The 18,199-nt window shown below is 43.7% G+C and carries 15 protein-coding genes; 7 read left to right on the top strand and 8 right to left on the bottom strand.

Annotated features, from left to right (window positions below; translation table 11 throughout):
• Window positions 1–106: 106 nt before the first annotated feature.
• The gene (gene glpK / locus VPNCDNU1_RS19595) at window positions 107–1,597 is read left to right on the top strand and encodes a glycerol kinase GlpK (protein ID WP_104401898.1); all 1,491 of its coding nucleotides are present in this window, start codon (window positions 107–109) and stop codon (window positions 1,595–1,597) included.
• Between the two features lie 124 nt (window positions 1,598–1,721).
• Here glpK and VPNCDNU1_RS19590 read toward each other — a convergent pair whose 3' ends face one another.
• Window positions 1,722–2,954 carry an aspartyl protease family protein gene (locus VPNCDNU1_RS19590; protein ID WP_104401897.1) on the bottom strand — a complete coding sequence of 411 codons (1,233 nt, stop codon included), beginning with the start codon at window positions 2,952–2,954 and terminating at the stop codon, window positions 1,722–1,724.
• A 372-nt stretch (window positions 2,955–3,326) separates the two neighbouring features.
• Here VPNCDNU1_RS19590 and VPNCDNU1_RS19585 point away from each other — a divergent pair, with 372 nt between their 5' ends.
• The 4 genes from VPNCDNU1_RS19585 to kdgR all read left to right on the top strand — a co-directional run bounded on the left by VPNCDNU1_RS19585 (window position 3,327) and on the right by kdgR (window position 8,604).
• Entirely contained in the window at window positions 3,327–4,334 is a 1,008-nt protein-coding gene (locus VPNCDNU1_RS19585) for an ABC transporter permease (protein ID WP_104401896.1), read from the top strand.
• A 2-nt stretch (window positions 4,335–4,336) separates the two neighbouring features.
• Window positions 4,337–5,500, top strand: coding sequence for an ABC transporter permease (locus VPNCDNU1_RS19580; RefSeq protein WP_104401895.1), 1,164 nt, complete (start codon window positions 4,337–4,339; stop codon window positions 5,498–5,500).
• Window positions 5,500–7,218 carry a dipeptide ABC transporter ATP-binding protein gene (locus tag VPNCDNU1_RS19575; RefSeq protein WP_104401894.1) on the top strand — a complete coding sequence of 573 codons (1,719 nt, stop codon included), beginning with the start codon at window positions 5,500–5,502 and terminating at the stop codon, window positions 7,216–7,218. Before VPNCDNU1_RS19580 ends, VPNCDNU1_RS19575 begins: the two co-directional genes overlap by 1 nt.
• Window positions 7,219–7,815: 597 nt before the next feature.
• Entirely contained in the window at window positions 7,816–8,604 is a 789-nt protein-coding gene (gene kdgR / locus VPNCDNU1_RS19570; RefSeq protein WP_104401893.1) for a DNA-binding transcriptional regulator KdgR, read from the top strand.
• Window positions 8,605–9,804: 1,200 nt separating this feature from the next.
• On the opposite strand, the gene VPNCDNU1_RS19565 is transcribed toward kdgR, so the two are convergent.
• A complete protein-coding gene (locus tag VPNCDNU1_RS19565; RefSeq protein ID WP_104401892.1) occupies window positions 9,805–10,701 on the bottom strand; it encodes a LysR substrate-binding domain-containing protein in 897 nt (298 codons plus the stop codon).
• A gap of 559 nt (window positions 10,702–11,260) precedes the next feature.
• On the opposite strand from VPNCDNU1_RS19565, the gene VPNCDNU1_RS19560 reads away from it, so the two are divergent.
• The gene (locus tag VPNCDNU1_RS19560) at window positions 11,261–12,304 is read left to right on the top strand and encodes a helix-turn-helix domain-containing protein (RefSeq protein ID WP_237324177.1); all 1,044 of its coding nucleotides are present in this window, start codon (window positions 11,261–11,263) and stop codon (window positions 12,302–12,304) included.
• A gap of 49 nt (window positions 12,305–12,353) precedes the next feature.
• On the opposite strand, the gene VPNCDNU1_RS19555 is transcribed toward VPNCDNU1_RS19560, so the two are convergent.
• The 6 genes from VPNCDNU1_RS19555 to VPNCDNU1_RS19530 all read right to left on the bottom strand — a co-directional run bounded on the left by VPNCDNU1_RS19555 (window position 12,354) and on the right by VPNCDNU1_RS19530 (window position 17,084).
• Entirely contained in the window at window positions 12,354–13,376 is a 1,023-nt protein-coding gene (locus VPNCDNU1_RS19555; RefSeq protein ID WP_104401890.1) for an alpha/beta hydrolase family protein, read from the bottom strand.
• A 112-nt stretch (window positions 13,377–13,488) separates the two neighbouring features.
• On the bottom strand, window positions 13,489–14,073 hold the full coding sequence (locus VPNCDNU1_RS19550) for an NAD(P)H-dependent oxidoreductase (protein WP_104401889.1): 585 nt from the start codon (window positions 14,071–14,073) through the stop codon (window positions 13,489–13,491).
• Window positions 14,074–14,124: 51 nt separating this feature from the next.
• Window positions 14,125–14,658, bottom strand: a complete 534-nt coding sequence (locus VPNCDNU1_RS19545; RefSeq protein ID WP_104401888.1) for a cysteine hydrolase family protein — start codon at window positions 14,656–14,658, stop codon at window positions 14,125–14,127.
• A 14-nt stretch (window positions 14,659–14,672) separates the two neighbouring features.
• Complete coding sequence (locus VPNCDNU1_RS19540) at window positions 14,673–15,086, bottom strand: GFA family protein (protein WP_104401887.1); 414 nt, start codon at window positions 15,084–15,086, stop codon at window positions 14,673–14,675.
• Between the two features lie 17 nt (window positions 15,087–15,103).
• Complete coding sequence (locus VPNCDNU1_RS19535) at window positions 15,104–15,706, bottom strand: LysE/ArgO family amino acid transporter (protein WP_104401886.1); 603 nt, start codon at window positions 15,704–15,706, stop codon at window positions 15,104–15,106.
• Between the two features lie 190 nt (window positions 15,707–15,896).
• A complete protein-coding gene (locus VPNCDNU1_RS19530) occupies window positions 15,897–17,084 on the bottom strand; it encodes an MFS transporter (protein WP_104401885.1) in 1,188 nt (395 codons plus the stop codon).
• A 203-nt stretch (window positions 17,085–17,287) separates the two neighbouring features.
• Between VPNCDNU1_RS19530 and VPNCDNU1_RS19525 the strand changes: the two genes are divergently transcribed.
• Entirely contained in the window at window positions 17,288–18,169 is an 882-nt protein-coding gene (locus tag VPNCDNU1_RS19525; protein ID WP_104401884.1) for a LysR family transcriptional regulator, read from the top strand.
• Window positions 18,170–18,199 lie beyond the last annotated feature (30 nt).

Genomic DNA, 18,199 nt, shown 5'->3' with positions numbered 1-18,199 from the left:
ACAGTTATGCATTTACATCTAATTAACCTTTGAGTGTTTTGTTGCGAAAACGAACATTTGATGGAAGAATGCAGTTAATTTAATCAAAAAGGGTCACGGAGCATTCATGGAAGTACGCAACAAAGTCATCGTTGCCTTGGATCAGGGAACAACCAGCTCTCGCGCTATCATCTTCGATCAGAGTGCTAATATTTTGAGCACAACACAGCGTGAATTTAGCCAGATCTATCCGAAAGGTGGGTGGGTTGAACACGATCCAATGGAAATTTGGGGAACGCAGCGTTCTTCCTTAACTGAAGTATTAGCTCAATCGGACATTGATAATGAGCAAGTCGCCGCAATCGGTATTACCAACCAACGTGAAACCACCATTGTTTGGGACAAAAACACCGGACACCCTGTTTACAATGCGATTGTTTGGCAATGCCGCCGCACAGCTGAAACTTGTGATGCAATTAAAGCGCAAGGCTGGGGAGACTACATCCAACAAACCACGGGGTTAGTGATAGATGCGTACTTCTCTGGTTCTAAGATTCAGTGGATTCTGGATAACGTAGAAGGTGTGCGAGAGAGAGCTGAAAAAGGGGAGCTCTTATTTGGAACGGTCGATACTTGGTTGATCTGGAAGCTCACCAATGGCAAATCCCATGTGACCGATGTATCGAATGCTTCTCGCTCTATGCTATTCAACATTCATACATTGGAATGGGATAACAAGCTGCTGGAGCTGTTTAATATTCCGCGCAGCATGATGCCTGAAGTGAAGTCGAGCAGCGAGATATATGGCTATGCGAACATAGGAGGTGGGACAGAAATCCCTATCTCCGGCATTGCTGGTGACCAGCAAGCGGCGATGATAGGTCAGCAGTGCTTTACCAAGGGCATGGTGAAAAATACCTACGGAACAGGTTGCTTCTTGTTGATGAACACGGGCGATCAAGCCATTCAGTCTAAGCACGGGTTGCTGACCACCATCGCGTATAAAATAGGCGATGAAATAGCGTATGCCTTGGAAGGCAGTGTCTTTATGGGCGGAGCAACCGTTCAGTGGCTGCGTGATGAGCTGGGTTTGATCCGTGATGCCTCCGACACTCAATACTTTGCAGAGAAAGTAGAGGATTCGAATGGTGTTTATCTAGTGCCTGCATTTGTAGGGCTTGGAGCACCGTATTGGGACCCACATGCCAGAGGCACACTGACTGGGATCACACGAGGCACTAACCGAAACCACATCATACGCGCCACATTGGAATCTATTGCCTACCAAAGCCGTGATGTGCTTGAAGCCATGGAAGAAGACGCTGGTATAAAGCTAAATCAGGTTCGTGTAGATGGTGGTGCCGTTGCGAATGATTTCCTCATGCAATTTCAATCCGACATTATGCATACCAAAGTGGTGCGCCCTTCGGTAACAGAATCAACAGCATTAGGTGCCGCTATACTCGCGGGGTTAGCTGTCGGTTTTTGGCAAGATAAGAAAGAGTTAGACGATAAGCGCCAAGTGGATAAAGTGTTCTCACCACAGATGAAGCGAGAAGAGCAATCACGTCTCTATGAAGGGTGGAAGCAAGCGATACGTCAAACTCAAGCGAAGTAAGTTCAAGAATAAATAAGTTCAAAAATAAAGTAGGTTATTTAGGTATAGAACCATCCATTGTCTCCATAGTGAAAACGGATGGTTCTATTAATTATCCATTGCTTCTCTATTGAATTTTGACTGCTTATCGCTCCATTCGAATGATTTTATGATCATCACCACGCAGTACTTTTAGCTCAAGATTTTGACCATCATATGCTCTGGGTAGCCAGCGAAGTATTTCGCAGTGCTTTTCCGGTGCGATATAGGTGGTATCTCGGTAGCTCACTTTTAGAACTCGGTCGCCCAATTGAAGCCCTGCATTTTCAGCAATTGAAGGGGACTCCAGAAAACTCACGTTAAGGGCGTTTAATTCGCCGATACTGGTTCGAAAGCCCCAATTGACAGGCTCCTTAGCGCTCTCTTTGTCTTTTTTTCTTTCGTGAAGTGAATAGAAATATGCATTTCTATTTGGGTAGTCCAGTGTGACTATATGGTCTTCCAGCAGTTTTGCACCAATCAGTGTTGGTGTGGTTGTGCGGCTCCAAGCGTAGAAATTTTCCAGCTCCAATCCACCGATACTCATACTTTCAATGGAGGCTTGATAATACGTGGTTGGTTCTGCTTCTCCACCTGCTGATTCGCCAAATGAACCATGCCCCTCAACTTTGGGGTTAGGAATCACTCCGTCAGTGATCATTTGTTGCAATGCCAGTGGGTTAAGGTTTAGGAGCTCGGTATTACCTGTATCAAACAGGGCATTGTCCGAAAATTTCCCGTTGATTCGGTGTTCAAAAATAGGCGCGTGTGGGTAGCCACCCTGCTTAAGACGTGCGCGGGATGCGGTGTTAATGTATTCCAGTTTCCTCCTGTCACTGGTTATGACAATCTCACTATCGTAGAAATTGAGTTGCCATGTTGCTAGTGGAAGAATTTCAGAACCTATAACGCCGCCTTCGAGGTAGCATGAAGCACCTGGCAGGTGTGATGGGTCGAATATAAAGACAGGGACATTACGAAAATTGACATCACCAATCGATATTGAATCTGCAATCGACAAATCCATGGAAACAAGGTTTCCATTAGCATCTTTTCCCTTGTTGGTTCCCATCACTTCTAACCCGAGATCAGTAGCGACTTGTTTTGTCAGAATCGTGGGTGAACCTGTGTCAAAGATAAAGCTATAACGTTTCCCATTGACGCTGGCGTAAAGATAAATCTTATTATCAATAGTGAGCACAGGAACAACTGAGTGGAAACGGCTGGTTTCCGTGTATGGTTTGGTCAGTAAAACCTCATGTAGACCGTTTTGTGGGGTGTTGCTTGTGCAGCCAAGCAAAAGTACGACGCTGATAAATATTATATTAAGTTTTTTCATAGTAGTTCCTGATGATTCCGTATCGGGAAGGTACGTAACTTGTTTTACAGCAATCACTCGATAATTAATGTCGCAAAATTGATACTGCTAATATAATTGACTTTCCTCTTACAAAACTTCCCTTCTGTAAATCATTACTGATACAAATATTTGGCGTTGATCACGCTTCATAGTATTTTTGCTGACTGGACTGGCAAAAATATGAAAAAGCGTTTCAAAAATATTATTCGATACGTTCTAATAAAAATGCACAAGGGGAAAGGACGCTTTTCAATGTGTATTTAGAGACGTGTATCTCTTTGCTCAGCATTCCGTTTATGAGCAATAGAATGATCAACAGCCACAATGGGTTTCGAAGTTAAGGAACAATGAATGAACAGTTTTTTTCTGTTTGCTGGTAAGCGGCTGGTGTCGATTCTCGTCACCATCTTTGCCGTTTCCATTGTCGTGTTTGCGGTGATCGATTTACCGCCCGGCGACTTTGCCTCATCTAAAATTGCAGAACTTCAAGCGATGGGTCAAACCGTCGATCCGCAGATGATTTACACACTCCGTGAAATGTATGGGCTAGATAAGCCACTGCTTGAACGGTATGCCAACTGGATGATGGGGTTAATAACCGGTGACTTAGGCATTTCACTCACCAATAGCCAGCCAGTATGGGACACGATAGAGCCTCGAGTATGGCCGACAGTATGCCTTGCGCTTGCCGTTTTCTTTTTTCAATTTTTAGTCGCTATTCCTATTGGGATGTATTCCGCACTTCGTCAGTATTCCTTTGGTGACTACATCGCCACCATATTTGGCTTTATTGGTATGGCAACGCCAAATTTCGTTATCGCGATCGTTGCGTTGCTGATTGGCTACTACAGTTTCGATACGGTTGTGTCTGGGCTGTATTCGGAAGCGTATCTCGACCAACCTATGTCGTGGGCGAAGTTCATGGACGCCGCTTCTCGCAGTTGGATCTACATTTTGGTGGTGGGTACAGCAGGTCTTGCAGGCATCATCCGAATCATGCGAGCGAACCTTCTTGATGAATTGAAAAAGCCTTATGTGAAAACGGCGCGTGCGAAAGGGCAGTCCGAAGCTCGCCTCATAATGAGATACCCTGTTCGAATCGCCATTTTGCCTATTGTTTCTACGATTGGTTGGATGCTTCCTGCGTTGTTGGGGGCGGATATTATCGTTAGCCAAGTCATGAACATCCCTACTTTAGGGCCGTTAATGCTGTCGGCACTGCGCTCTCAGGACATGTATGTCGCTGGCGACGTGCTTCTTATTATGTCCATTCTTACCATTATCGGTACCCTGATTTCTGACCTGCTGCTGTACTGGGTAGATCCCCGTGTACGCGTTGGCGTGTCTAAGGAGTTTTAATCATGACAACGTCTACAATGAACTGGTTCGGTCGCCTACTTGGCAGAAAGAAAAAGCAGCCACTTGATTTGAGCACCGCAACACAGTGGCAGCTGATTGGCATTAAGTTACGTCAGCACAAATTGGCTTGGTACAGCATTTGGTTTTTAGCCCTGATTTACTTTGTAGCGATTTTTGCCGAGTTTTTTGCCCCTTTTGACCCAAGCGACAACTGGCGCCGCTACACCTATGCACCACCTCAGTCTGTTAGCTTATTTGAAAGTACCGATGATGGCTGGCGCTGGGCACCGCACTTGGAATTTTACAAAAGTAAAACGGACCTGCGAACGTTGAAGCGTCATTACACGCTCGATGAAAATAAGAAAGTGTATTTTGAGTTTTTCGGTAAAACGGATCGCTACGAACTGATGGGATTTATCCCGATGAGTTATAAATTCCTCGTGCCAGAAAACAAGAGGCAGCCGTTCTTTATTTTTGGCTCCGATAGAATGGGGCGCGACATGCTTTCCCGTCTTATTTATGGCGCTAGAATCTCGTTGTCTGTTGGTCTGATGGGGGTGTTTACGACCTTTGTTCTCGGGATTTTGATTGGTGGTATTTCCGGATACTTTGGCGGAACCATCGACAATTTCATTCAACGAAGCATCGAATTTATGAAGTCGATACCTACTTTACCGTTGTGGATGGCGCTGTCGGCTTCACTGCCTTCAGAGTGGAGCTCGCTTACGAAATACTTTTTGATCACCATCATTCTCGGGCTAGTTTCTTGGCCAGATATGGCGCGAGTGGTGCGCAGCCGATTTATGTCTTTGAGAAGTGAAGAGTATGTTGCGGCTGCTTGGTTGGATGGGAATACCCCCTTTGAGATCATTCGCCGATACATGGTGCCTAACTTCTTAAGCCACATTATTGCCGTGGTGACATTGGCGATTCCGGCCATGATTTTGGGTGAAACCGCGTTGAGTTTCCTAGGGTTGGGTTTACAAGCGCCAATGGTTAGCTGGGGCGTGTTACTGCAAGAAGCGCAAAATATTCGAGCACTAGCAGAAGCCTCTTGGCTGCTGATTCCAGCGGCGGCAGTTGTTGTTGTGATTTTGGCAATGAACTTCGTCGGCGATGGTCTGCGTGATGCATGCGACCCATACCATGATCAGGGAGCAAAATAATGGCTGAGAAAATTCTACAAGTTAAAAACTTAAACGTAAGCTTCCCGACCAGTACCGAGCATTTTCATGCGGTTAAAGGCGTATCGTTTGACCTCTACAAAGGCGAAACACTTTCGGTTATCGGTGAATCGGGCTCTGGTAAATCGGTCACATCAAGTGCCATCATGCAGTTGTTGGATCGCCCCGGTCGAATCGATTCAGGTGAAATATTACTCACCACTGATTCTGGGCAAATCATCGATATTACTCAGATTGATCCTCGCAGCAAAGAGATGCGAGCCTTAAGGTGTTTTAACTTTTCTCTGGTTTCACAAGAGCCGATGGCTGCACTGAGCCCAGTGCATACCGTTGGCGACCAAATTAAAGAGGTGCTGTGTTTGGTTGACCCCAGCATCAGCAAAAAATCCGCTCACGAACAAACGGTTGAACTGCTGACTCAAGTACAAATGCCAGAGCCAGAGAGCCTCATCAACAAATACTCATTTGAATTGTCCGGCGGGCAACGTCAACGTGTCGTTATTGCCATGGCCATTGCCAGTCGCCCCGACATATTGATTGCCGATGAGCCGACCACGGCTTTGGATGTAACGACTCAAGCCGAAATATTGGAGCTGTTTTCGCAACTTCAAAAAGAGATCGGAATGGCGATTTTGTTCATTACTCATGACTTAGGTGTTGTGGCTCAAATTTCCGATCGTGTGGCCGTTATGGAAAAGGGAGTATTGGTGGAGTGTGGCAGTGTACGCCAGATATTTGAGCAACCAGAGCACTCATATACCATTAAGTTGATGCATGCGACCCGAGCGCTAGAGAAGCCATCAAAAGTTAAAAAACCATTTTCATTGATTGAAGGTGAGAATGATCAACCGATATTGGACGTTATTTCGGTAACAAAGCAATTTGAAAAACCGGCAAAAATGTTCCAGAAAAAGCAGATCATGACGGCGGTAGACGATGCAAATCTAGTGCTTCATCCAGGGGAGTCGCTGGGTATTGTTGGAGAATCGGGATCAGGAAAAAGCACTTTAGGGCGAGCGATTTTAGGGATGGCGCCAGCCAGTTCCGGCTCTATTCAATATGTCGATAAACAAGGCAAAGTCGAATTGGAGCTGTCGGACTACAAACGAATTAAGCGAGATCCGCTGTTCGCTGATTTGCGTTTGATCTTTCAAGACCCTTGGTCGTCGCTTAACCCGAGAATGACGGTATTCGATATCATAGAAGAGCCGCTAAAACTGCTGCGATCTGAAATGAGTGGTAAGCAGAGAGAAGAGCGCGTTAGGAATATGATGAAGTGGGTCGGTCTACCACCGGAATTCTCCAGCCGTTTTCCACATGCTTTTTCTGGTGGTCAGCGCCAGCGGATTGTTATCGCTCGTGCTCTGGTTACTCTACCAAAAGTGGTGATTGCCGATGAAGCCACAGCGGCGTTAGATGTGTCCCTGCGCTCACAGGTGTTGGATTTACTGATCGAGTTCCAAAACACCTATGGGACGGCGTTTATTCTGATAACACACGATATTGCGACGGTGAAATACTTTTGTGACCGTGTGATTGTGCTTCAACATGGAAAGATTGTGGAACAAGGAAGCGTAAACGAGGTAATTCACAATCCGCGGCAGCCATACACTCGCGAATTAATCTCTGCCGTTCCAGTTGCCGAGCTGCCTCCAGAAACTGAGCTTTCTCCGAAAAAAGGGGTACAAGCCTCAGCGTAGTCAAAGTAAGATCTAAATTTCGCCTCCTTCTTAGGAGGCGTTTTTCCTTTTCGCGCTCTGCGCAACGCTTTATGTATAAGTAGAAAAATCATAAAGTTATGCGATTTTATTGGTTTTAAATTCAGTGAGATAAAATAAAAATGCAATTAATATTGAGTTAATCGATTTCATTGTGAATGCTTATTTTCTCGGTAGCTTTATAACAAAGATTAAATATCAATTAGTTTATAAAACTAATACTATTTATTTCTGAGCTTTCATTTAATTGAGCTGGATGTGTAGGTTTAATATTCGTTGCAGCAGTGAAACAAGACGACTAAAATCTGTAAGCGAAGGTAACTAATTCCAGATAATTCATTTGTTTAAAGAAAAATTTTGAACGTCAACCTAGGCTGAGTTCAAAAAAAAAGTTTAACGCTCTTTTTTTTTATAGAACATTATTTTAAATTGATTACATGATTTTGGGAATAGTGGCAAATCTATCATTTTGGTCTGTTTTGTTTCTATTAAAACGTAACGGAATGGCAATTTCGCCACTGGCTTTGGCAGGGGACGCTAGAGCTTTTTACCCATCACCAAGCTATTTGTGGAGTAATAATGACAACAACAAAGCAACCTGAATCCGTATCTTCGGTTCTGAAAACATTTGGTATCTTGCAAGCGCTGAGCACACAAAAGGATATTGGCATCAGTGAATTAGCTCAGCGTCTTATGATGTCTAAGAGCACGGTTTACCGCTTTCTACAAACCATGAAAACGCTTGGCTATGTATCTCAGGAAGGCGAAAGTGAAAACTATTCGTTAACGCTGAAGTTATTTGAGCTTGGTGCAAGCGCGTTGGAATATGTTGATTTGGTGGATTTGGCGGACATTGAAATGCGCCGAATTTCCGATCTTACTAACGAGGCTTTGCACTTAGGTGCGCTTGATGGTGATGGCATCATCTATATTCATAAAATTGACTCGAAATATAACCTTCGTATGCAGTCGCGCATTGGTCGTCGTAACCCGCTTCACACCACCGCCATTGGTAAGGTGTTATTAGCGGAGCGAGAAGAAGAAGACATTCGCCATATTCTGTCGGCTGTGGAATTCACTAAGTCGACCGAAAAAACGCATGAGAATGTTGAATCGCTCCTTGGCGAACTTCCTATAGTGAAAGAGCAAGGTTTCGGTGAAGATAACGAAGAACAGGAAGTAGGGCTGCGCTGTCTCGCTGTGCCAGTCTACGATCGCTTTAATCAAGTCGTTGCGGGCATGAGTGTTTCCTTGCCAACAATTCGCTTCACTGAAGAGAAGAAAACAGAGTATATCGCCGAGCTTCATGCTGCCGCGGCTCGAATTTCTCTAAAACTTGGCTGTAAAGCGTACCCTCACGGGAAGTAACGATTTTGCATTGATAAAAATGCTCAGGGTCTCTGGTGTCATTAAAAGAATGTTGCCATTTGGGACGGTGCAACTTGAAAGGAAGGTGAGCTCGCCTTCCTTTTTTGGTTTCTACAGATTTTGATTTTTACGAATTAGCTTTTAATGGCGCTGGCAATAAATGCTCTTTCAACAGGGCTAAGAAACCGCTGATTCTTTTCGAGCTTTCTTGCTCAGTTGTATTCAAAAGCGCAATGAAATCTGCTCTTGGCAATTCATCACGTATTACATGATAAGTATTCCCCTGCAACGGCCTCTATGTATCGTCAATTCATCTATGCGGCTGGGATTACGGCGAACCAGATCCCTAGAGTACAATCATTGCTTTTAGGTGGCGTGTACTATTTTTTGATTTGGTGATGGCGAAAGTTGGCGTTTGCCAACTCAATGACATTGCCATGTCCGTTGTAACCACCGTGATCGGTCATAACATGAAAAAGGTTGGTTAACTCTCGCTGAACCTAGCATCTTGAGGTTACTTGGGTATAAGGGTATTGGTGGAAAATTAAATTTGCATTTCTTGGATGAATTGTTTAGGTGATTAATATATTTATAGCTAGAAAAGTTTGAATTTTGAGGGTGGCAAATGAAATCAATTGAATACATTATCAATTATAAGACGCGAGAACTTTTGATTTACATTTTACCGACATTAATTTTACGACTGATTTAAAATTTTTTAAAAGTAATCGTTTGCTTTTTTATTTGTTTAATTAAGAAATGTCTTAAATAATAATCATATTACTTAAAACAGATTTCAGTTTTTACCTATTATCTAATTCCCTCTTATTCGATATTATGATTTTGCTAGGTCGAGGGTGACATATCTATTGATTGTGAATGAGTCCACAATTAAATGGGTATTCACTATTCATCCTCATAATTCATAATAAAACAATTCGTCAGGAGGTACTTTATGGTATTTAAGGTACTGCACATAAGCAGTACACAATTGCTAAACATAATAAGAAATACAATTGCGTTGTGCCTAAAAACCATTAATAGGTTTTGTATATAAAGTAAGCAATTATGCTTATCCATTTTCCACCGTGACAGGAAGAATGGATGTAAACTTTCAACTATCGCGCCACTACTAAAACAGGTTCCCGCAAAGGCTTTGTTCTTCGTTCAGGTCCTTGAATCATCAACCTTGCTGGTGATTTAATGCAAAGCCTTTGCTTTTTTTCCTTCCGGTTTAAAAAAGGTCTTTAATGCTTCAAGCATAACATCGACTTTTTTAGGTACAGCTCGGCTAATGGTTAGAGCTTGCACTTTAATTTCGGGCCATGTCATATGATTTAAAACACAAGTTAGCTCTCCACGCCTTAAGTCATCTTCTACAAAAGGTAGGGGTAGTAGGACTAATCCGTGCCCAGATATGGCAAATGAACGTGCCGTCATTTCGTTATTGACTTTACATCGAATCTTTAAGTTAGATTTCTCTTCGAACTCTGCAGTTTTACAGACAACTTCCACAGTGTCGCTGTCCGAATTGACTATCCAATGATGGTTTATCAAATCCGAACCCAACTGCGGTATGCCAAAGGTAGAAAGATAGTGTTCAGAGGCACACAGTACTCGTGGAATACTGCCTAAAGGGCGATAAACTAAGTTGCAGTCTTTTGTTTCCCCGAGCGTAATCGCGATATCAATGTTCTCTTGAACGATGTCCCTCATTTTGTCATCTGCAACGAGATTTAGCCGAATATCTGGGTAACTAGAAAGGCAAGGGGAAAGAGCATTAGCAATAGTCGCTTGTGCTAGACCAGTGCTACACGTTATACGCACATCGCCTTTTACACCTTCACGGCAATCGGACAATTTTTGCTCTAAGCTTTCAAAGTGCGAGCGCATTTGACCGTAACCTTGCAATAATATTTGCCCAGCTTCGCTTACGGATAATCCACGGGTTGAACGGTGTAATAATGTCACCCCAAGGGCGTTTTCAAGTTGAGATATATTTTGACTGATTGCAGACGGTGACATCCCTAATCTTTTAGACGCTGCTGTCATACTTCCAGCACTGGCAACAACAGAAAAAATACAGTATCGCTTCATATTTTCCAAAGCACTTCTCCATATATGAAAGTTTATCAACGAAATAATAAGAAATATTTCTTGAAGTTTTTTAAAATAATTTTATTAAATCAATGGCTATGAAAAAGTTCATAAAGGTATATATGAGTAAGTAGGAAATGAGTATGGAAAGTGAACGGTCACCATGGTTAGCTTTTCCTAGAAAGATATTGTGTTTCTTATTTTTAGTACATACATCTTATAAATTTTATAGAATTATTATCAAGTCAATTTTCTGAAAGAAAGTTGTATTTTTCAGTTATTTATTTGCATAAAGAATACAGTCCGTTTCATTGCATAAAATAACTGGAATGGGGGTCACTTTTTGTGTTGGGATTGTGTGTATTTCATTCAGATTAAGTGCTTTCATCTTCCTCAATTACATGGCCACAATATGTAACAATATATTAATGTGTGTGCAGTTCGAGATAGTTTGTATCACGACTATTCAATGGCTAAGTCAACAGATCCTAGTATCTTGCAGTGACATGGGTATATGCTTGATGCATCTTCACCGTTCTCTAAAGGACATTTCTCCAACATGCCATCCATTCCACTCCCGTTTGTTGTCGTTATACTCCTATTAGTGTTGTTTACTGTGTTACTTAAGCGACACGACAAATCTTATTATCCGGCACTGGCTTTTATTTTATGTAGCGCATTGACCATCAGTCTAGTTGGCGCAAGATGGACAACGGAATGGTCATGGGTGAGGAGCATTCAGCCTATTGTGGCTTCGCTCGTTCCTCCTTTGACGTGGTGGTGTTACTCCCATGCTATGAGCAATAAAAGTCACTGGAGGCTTATCCACGTTGCTGTCGTGGCTTTGGTAAGCATTGGCATCAGCCAGTTCGATGAAATGCGTGATTTTATCGACTTTTACATTATTGGTACTTATGTTGGGTACGCAATTGCTTTGTTTAAGCTGACTCAACTCTCTCCAGATGAATGGAAAGGGGTGAAATTTTCGCAAGTCGATGCGTTTAAAACGTCACTCTATTTTACGTCGGGCTTATTGTTGTTTTCTGCGGTTGTTGATGTGGGAATCGTGCTGGATTTTGCTTTATCTGAAGGTAAAAATATCACAACCATTTTGTCGGTAGGACACATCTTAATTCTTCCTGTTCTTGCTTATGCCGTAAGCATTGCGGGCGGGACTATTTCGCTGGAATCGAATTCCGAACCCGTTAAGAAAAAAGAAGAGGTCACACAGGAAGCTTCGACAACAGACAGCGAAGAGGATACGCATATTCAGGTATTGGACACTGTCGAGAATTTACTGCTCGCATCTCAATTGCACCTTGATCCCAACCTAAATTTAAACCGATTGGCGCGAAAGTCCGGTATCCCTGCGCGAAACATATCTATTGCTGTAAACACATTGAAAGGGAAGAACGTTTCCCAATTTATCAATGAATACCGAATCCAGAACGCCATGAACTTACTGGAAACCTCCAATCACTCCATTACTGACATTTATGAAATGGTTGGCTTTCACAGTAAGTCCAATTTCAACCGTGAATTCAGCCGAATTACAGATTCGACGCCAAGTAAATACCGCCAGATGAACCGATCCAAAGAGTAATTAAACCGATCCAGCGATTAATCTGGCGGTTGATTAAGCGGTGTCTTACTTAGTGGGTGAGTGACACTTCAAGAAAACCTTTAATCGACTCCGCCATTGCTGCATGCAGTTCTTGCCGAGTTCGTTTCATTCCATCATCACAAACCATGCCGTCGCCTTTGTGCTCTTCTTCGATAATAGCTCGTCCACCAGGCTTACAAAGCTGCATAAAGCTGAAATGTGTCGCGTCTTGAATCAATTCATAGCGTGTTGTTTTTGCTGGGAGTATTGAAGCGAGATATCCCGACTCCAATTCATGGGGTAAATACGCCGTGTTGGTACCTGCTGCTTGGATCAAAACCGGTATGTCTACTTGTTGCAAACTATCAGGCGTAAAGCCTCTCGCCAGACCGAGATCGAGCGACACTACCGCTTTAATTCGTTCATCGATTAAATGGCTGTGTTGTTTTGTTGGTTTATCCAACCCCATCTCAGGGAGCAGTTTGCAAACTTGTGGGTTAGGGTGAGCCAAGCATTCTTGTTTAATTTGAGTCGAATCTGTTTTACCCCCCGCAAGGTTTATCACAGTCCATCCGCCCATAGAGTGTCCAATGGCAGCGATATTTTTCCTATCAACGACCGAGTGAAATTCAGAGTCTGTCAGCATCCAATCGATTGCTCGGCTGATGTCTCTTGGGCGTTCCCACCACATCGCTGCTTGTTCCTGAGAAGGGTTAAATGTGGTGGTTCCAGGGTGATCGGGTGCTGCCACGATGTAGCCGGAATCCACCAAATATTCTGCTAACCAATTCAGGTTACGCCAACTGCCTCGATAACCGTGAGAGAGCATGACGAGCGGACGCTTTTCATGGTGAATTTGAGCATTTTTTCTTACCGAGATACCTTCGAAAGCGATATTGTCAGCCACTTTCACTTTCAGCGCCGTGTTATCACGTGTTGGATACCAAATGGTCAGGTTGAAAGGGCGAGTGTCTGACTCGATGGATGTTTGTAGAAAGCCGATGTCTTCGCTATTCGACAGTGAAGGGAACAAAAGACAGGCGAGTAAAAAGAGTGAATAAGGCTTTATCATGACGATTTCTCATTAAGTGGATAGAGAAATCATTTTGTGGAAAATCTAGGCTGGGCGCGTCCTAGAACACGATCGAGGACGCCCTAAAACCTGATTTGCTACTACTGGCTTGCTACAGAATATTGCTTTTTACCTTGTTTAAAAACTTGGTCACTTGGTTTTGTTTGGCAACTTCACTTTGGTAAAGAGAAAACATTTGGAACGAACAGTTTTTAGTACAAGCCCCAAGCAAGGCAAATTTAAGAATTTTGTAAACGGGACGACGCAGTACAAAGCGATCAACCCACCATGGCGAACCCAGTGTAGTGATTGCAGTAACTTTCTTTAAATTTCCCAAATTAGGGGTAATGGCTTTCATATCTTCGGAATGGTTGTACGCCCTTCCCGGCACCCATACTCGGTCAAACCAACCTTTCAATATAGCCGGAAAGTTAAACCACCAAGTAGGAAACACCAAAACTAAGTGTTCTGTGTTTTCGAGTTGCTCAATATCAGATTGCGTTTTAGAAGCATCGAAATGATCGGCGTAATAGCTTTGGCGTTCGTTTTCACTCAATACTGGGTCGAATTGTTCTTTGTACAAATCTTTAACCGTAACCAAATGCCCTTTCGATTCGAGGTGTTCAATGACTTCTTTAGCCAAGTGTTGGCAGAGGCTCGATTGAATAGGGTGCGTTACAACAACCAATGTATTCACAATGTCTCCTTAGGGGGAATTGAGTAAGGGTCAATAGAGTCAGGGGATACCTTATGAAACTAACTCAGCCGTAGGAATAGCCGCTAACTTAACGCCAAAGCTTTGAATCGCGGGAAGTGTGCAGTTGTGATGTTCTCGAATGGTACTTCCGCTCGCGTGAGGCTTATCATGCGTGGTATGAGCATCTGAAATCAGTGTTACCGGATAGCCCAAACCTGCAGCGCGTCGAGTGGTTGTGTCTACGCAAAACTCTGTGGCGTAACCGCATACGTAGAGATGTTGGATTTGGTGTTCGTCGAGTAAGGTTTGAAGATGGGTGTTGTGGAATGAATCGGGCGTGGTTTTGTTGATGTAAGAATCCGATTCAACCTGCTCCAAATCTTGGTGTACTTGCCAGCCCTCACTGCCCATTTCAACGATGGAATTCGGGGCTTCATGGCGCACAAATATGACGGGAATGTCTTTCGCTCTCGCCCAGCTTGTTGCTTGGTTGATTCGGTTTATGACTTTCTCTGTTTCATACGGTTGCGGTTTGGGTTCCATTAAACCTTGTTGTACGTCTATCACAAGGAGCGCTGATTTCATTCTATTGTGTCCTTTCATTCACTCGCATCAGTAGAGTGTTGTAGTCGAGAATCATTGATTGATAGCCAATGGGCTTTTGATTCTAAATGTATGTGCTTCTGCTTTTCTCTTTCAAAGGGAGTATCAAGTAATGCCAGAGCAAAGGTTGTCCATTCACTGCTAAATGTTCCTGAATCCTCCCAGAGAACAGTCGCCCCGCAGTGTGTACAGAAAGATCGTGTCACGTCTTTAGAAGATCGAAAGCGAGCGAGATGCCCTTTTCCTAGCAGAGAAAAATGTTCTTTTCGAGTGGCTGCGTATGTAGCGAATGCCGCCCCGTGAGACTTTTGGCACATCTTGCAATGACAGTGCGTAACCGCCTTGATATCACCCACAATTTCAAAAGAGACCTTTTTGCAAAGGCATGAGCCTGTATGTTTTTGCAACATTCACTTAGTCCAATTGATTATCCGAAGAGTAAACTAACCGCGATAAGTAGCATCATAACGCCGACGAGAAACTCCAGTATTTTCCATGAAGAAGGTTTTTGAAACAAGGGTTTAAGTAACCGAGCGCCATACCCGAGGCTAAAAAAGAAAACAAACGATGCACTGACAGCGCCGAGCCCAAAGTAAAATTTGGTGGCTTCATACTGAGTAGAGATGGAACCTAGTAGCACCACTGTATCCAAATAAACATGAGGGTTGAGCCACGTAAACGCGAGGCATATCAGCACTGTTTTCTTCCATGATGTTTCGGATTCACCAGCAAGGTTCATGGCATGAGATTCTTTAAATGCGGATTTGAAACTCAAAAAAGAATACACCAGCAAAAATGCTGCTCCACCAAAACGCGCGAATTGCTCAATTGCGGGGAATTCTTGAACCAGAGCTCCGAAGCCGGATACCCCCATCGAGATTAGAATGGCATCGGATGTGCCACACACTAAGCACACCAGAAAGACATGTTGTTTCTTTATTCCTTGCTTAATCACAAACGCATTTTGCGAACCAATAGCCAGAATAAGCGAAAGGCTAAGACTAAAACCGGCTATGTAAGTTGATAACATTCAAATTCCTTTTACGTCATTAATGAGAAATCCTTAAATAAGCATGCCTGAAAAGTGACTCTTTACTCAAATAGTTATTCTGATGACGTATAAGTAGCACTGAAGAGAGGATTTGATAGGAGGGCATATGATTGAAATGAAAAGCGACCAATACGCCGGAGTATTCGGCGTATTGATCGTGGCTCTGTTGCTAAACCGTCTGCTTGGTGAGCTCGAATTCTTGATTTTTGTCTAACTTCCCACTGAATCGAGTGAGCGCAATGGCTATAACAACGATAACGGCACCCACCCAAGGTGTATGCATTAATCCCGCTTCTGCCACAATAAGCCCGCCACCCCAAGCACCTAAAGCAATGCCGACATTAAATGCAGCGATGTTCAACCCAGATGCGACATCGACCGCGTCAGGTGTGTGTTTCTCTGCCAAGTTGACCACATAGACTTGCAACCCAGGTACGTTACCGAATGCAAATGCGCCCCAAATTAAAATGGTTGCAGTCGCGGCAATTGGGTTAACCGCCGTAAAGTTAAAGACGACCAAAATAGTCGCGAGACCAGAAAAGATAATAGTGAGGGCTTTGATTGGCCCCATTTTGTCGGCCATTTTCCCACCCCAAATATTACCCACTGCCACTGAAACGCCGTACACCAACATGATCAAACCAATGGCGCTTGAGCTAAAACCAGAGACTTGCTCAAGAATAGGAGCTAAGAAAGTGAACGCGGTAAAGGTGCCGCCATATCCCAAAGCGGTAATGGCATAGACAAGCAATAGGCGAGGATGAGTGAGCACTCGAAGTTGCGAAGACAGCTTGGTGGCTGGTGGTTGCTTTAAATTGTTTGGCACAAGGAGCAAACTGAAAATCAATGCAATTAAGCCAAGCACGGCGACAGTTAAGAAAGTGGCTTGCCAGCCAAAAGTTTGGCCAATATAGGTACCCAAAGGTACGCCTGTTACTAGAGCTACGGTTAAACCTGTAAACATAATGGCTATCGCGCTGGCGGCTTTTTCTTTTGGTACTAACCCCGTGGCAATGGTCGAACCTATCGAGAAAAATACCCCATGAGCCAGCCCCGTCAATATGCGAGCAACGATCAACGTATCGTAGTTTGGCGCTTGCCAAGCCACCAAGTTTCCGGTCACAAACAAGCTCATCACGAAAAGAAGCACGTGTTTGCGATTCCATTTTCCAGTAAGTGCGGTTAAAACGGGTGCGCCGATCGCGACGCCGAGCGCATATAGGCTAACTAATAATCCAGCAGAGGGTAAGGAAACCTGTAAATCGGCAGCCATTGTAGGAATGAGCCCTACAATGACAAATTCGGTGGTCCCGATAGCAAAAGCGCTGAGCGTTAATGCGAGAAGGGCTAAAGGCATAGTGTTGTTCTCTCCATGACAGTTCTGAGAATGATAGTTCTGAGAAGCACGTATCGTTCGATAGTGGTGTGTTTCGTACTTGTCCCAATGAATAGAGGCGAATTATGCGGAATCTAATAATTGTTAAAAATAGAGGTTTTAACAAATGACTTTTGTGGAATATGCAATAAAATGATTTCAGCTTATGAATGTAGAGAGTAGACATGCTAACCCGATCGGATGATTTAGAAATGTTACTGGCGGTGGTGGATTCAGGGGGATTTTCAGCCGCAGCCGAAGCATTAAACATACAGGTGGCACGTGTGTCGCGTGCGGTGAGTAAGGTTGAGCGTCAGCTTAATGTCTCCATTTTTAATCGAACGACACGTCGGGTAGAGCTTACAGAAGAAGGACGTCAGTTTGTCGATACGGTTAGGCTAGGTTTGATGCAAATCCAACAAGCAGAAGAAGAGGTCATTTCCCGTGGCGATCTGCCCAAAGGTCGGTTGCGGGTCGACGCAGCAAGCCCATTTGTTTTCCATCAATTAGTGCCATTGGTTAAGCCATTTAACGACGCGTTTCCTAACATCCAGTTGGAATTGACGTCGAATGAAGGGTTTGTGGATTTATTAGAGAAGAAAACCGACTTGGCGATTCGGATTGGGCAGCTAAACGACTCTACACTTCACGCGAAACCGCTGGGTAAAAGTGCGTTGTACATTGTTGCTTCGCCTGACTACCTCGCCCGACGTGGTATTCCCCAAAAAAATAGTGACCTTTCTGCCCACGACATCATCGGGTTTTCAGGGCCCAAAGTATTAAATCATTGGCCGTTAAAAGGGTTTGAGACGTTAAAACCGAACTTTGTATCCAGTAATGGCGAGACGGTTCGCCAGCTAACTTTAGCGGGGAACGGTATATCCTGCCTATCTGGCTTTATGGTGAAGAAAGACATCGAGGAAGGCCGGCTCATTCCATTGCTTGAATCCGAAAAAATCCCTAACACTGAAAGAGAAAAGATCAATGCTGTGTATTATCGATCGTCGTCCGTCGCTAAGCGTATTTCGGTGTTCATCGATTTTATTCAGCCAAAGCTAACTTTATAAGATAACGGTCGAGTCAATATGGCTTAATTT

Source organism: Vibrio penaeicida (genome assembly GCF_002933855.1).
Classification (GTDB): domain Bacteria; phylum Pseudomonadota; class Gammaproteobacteria; order Enterobacterales; family Vibrionaceae; genus Vibrio; species Vibrio penaeicida_A.
Note: the sequence above shows the minus strand (reverse complement) of the source record. Positions and strands in the feature narration are given on the sequence as shown.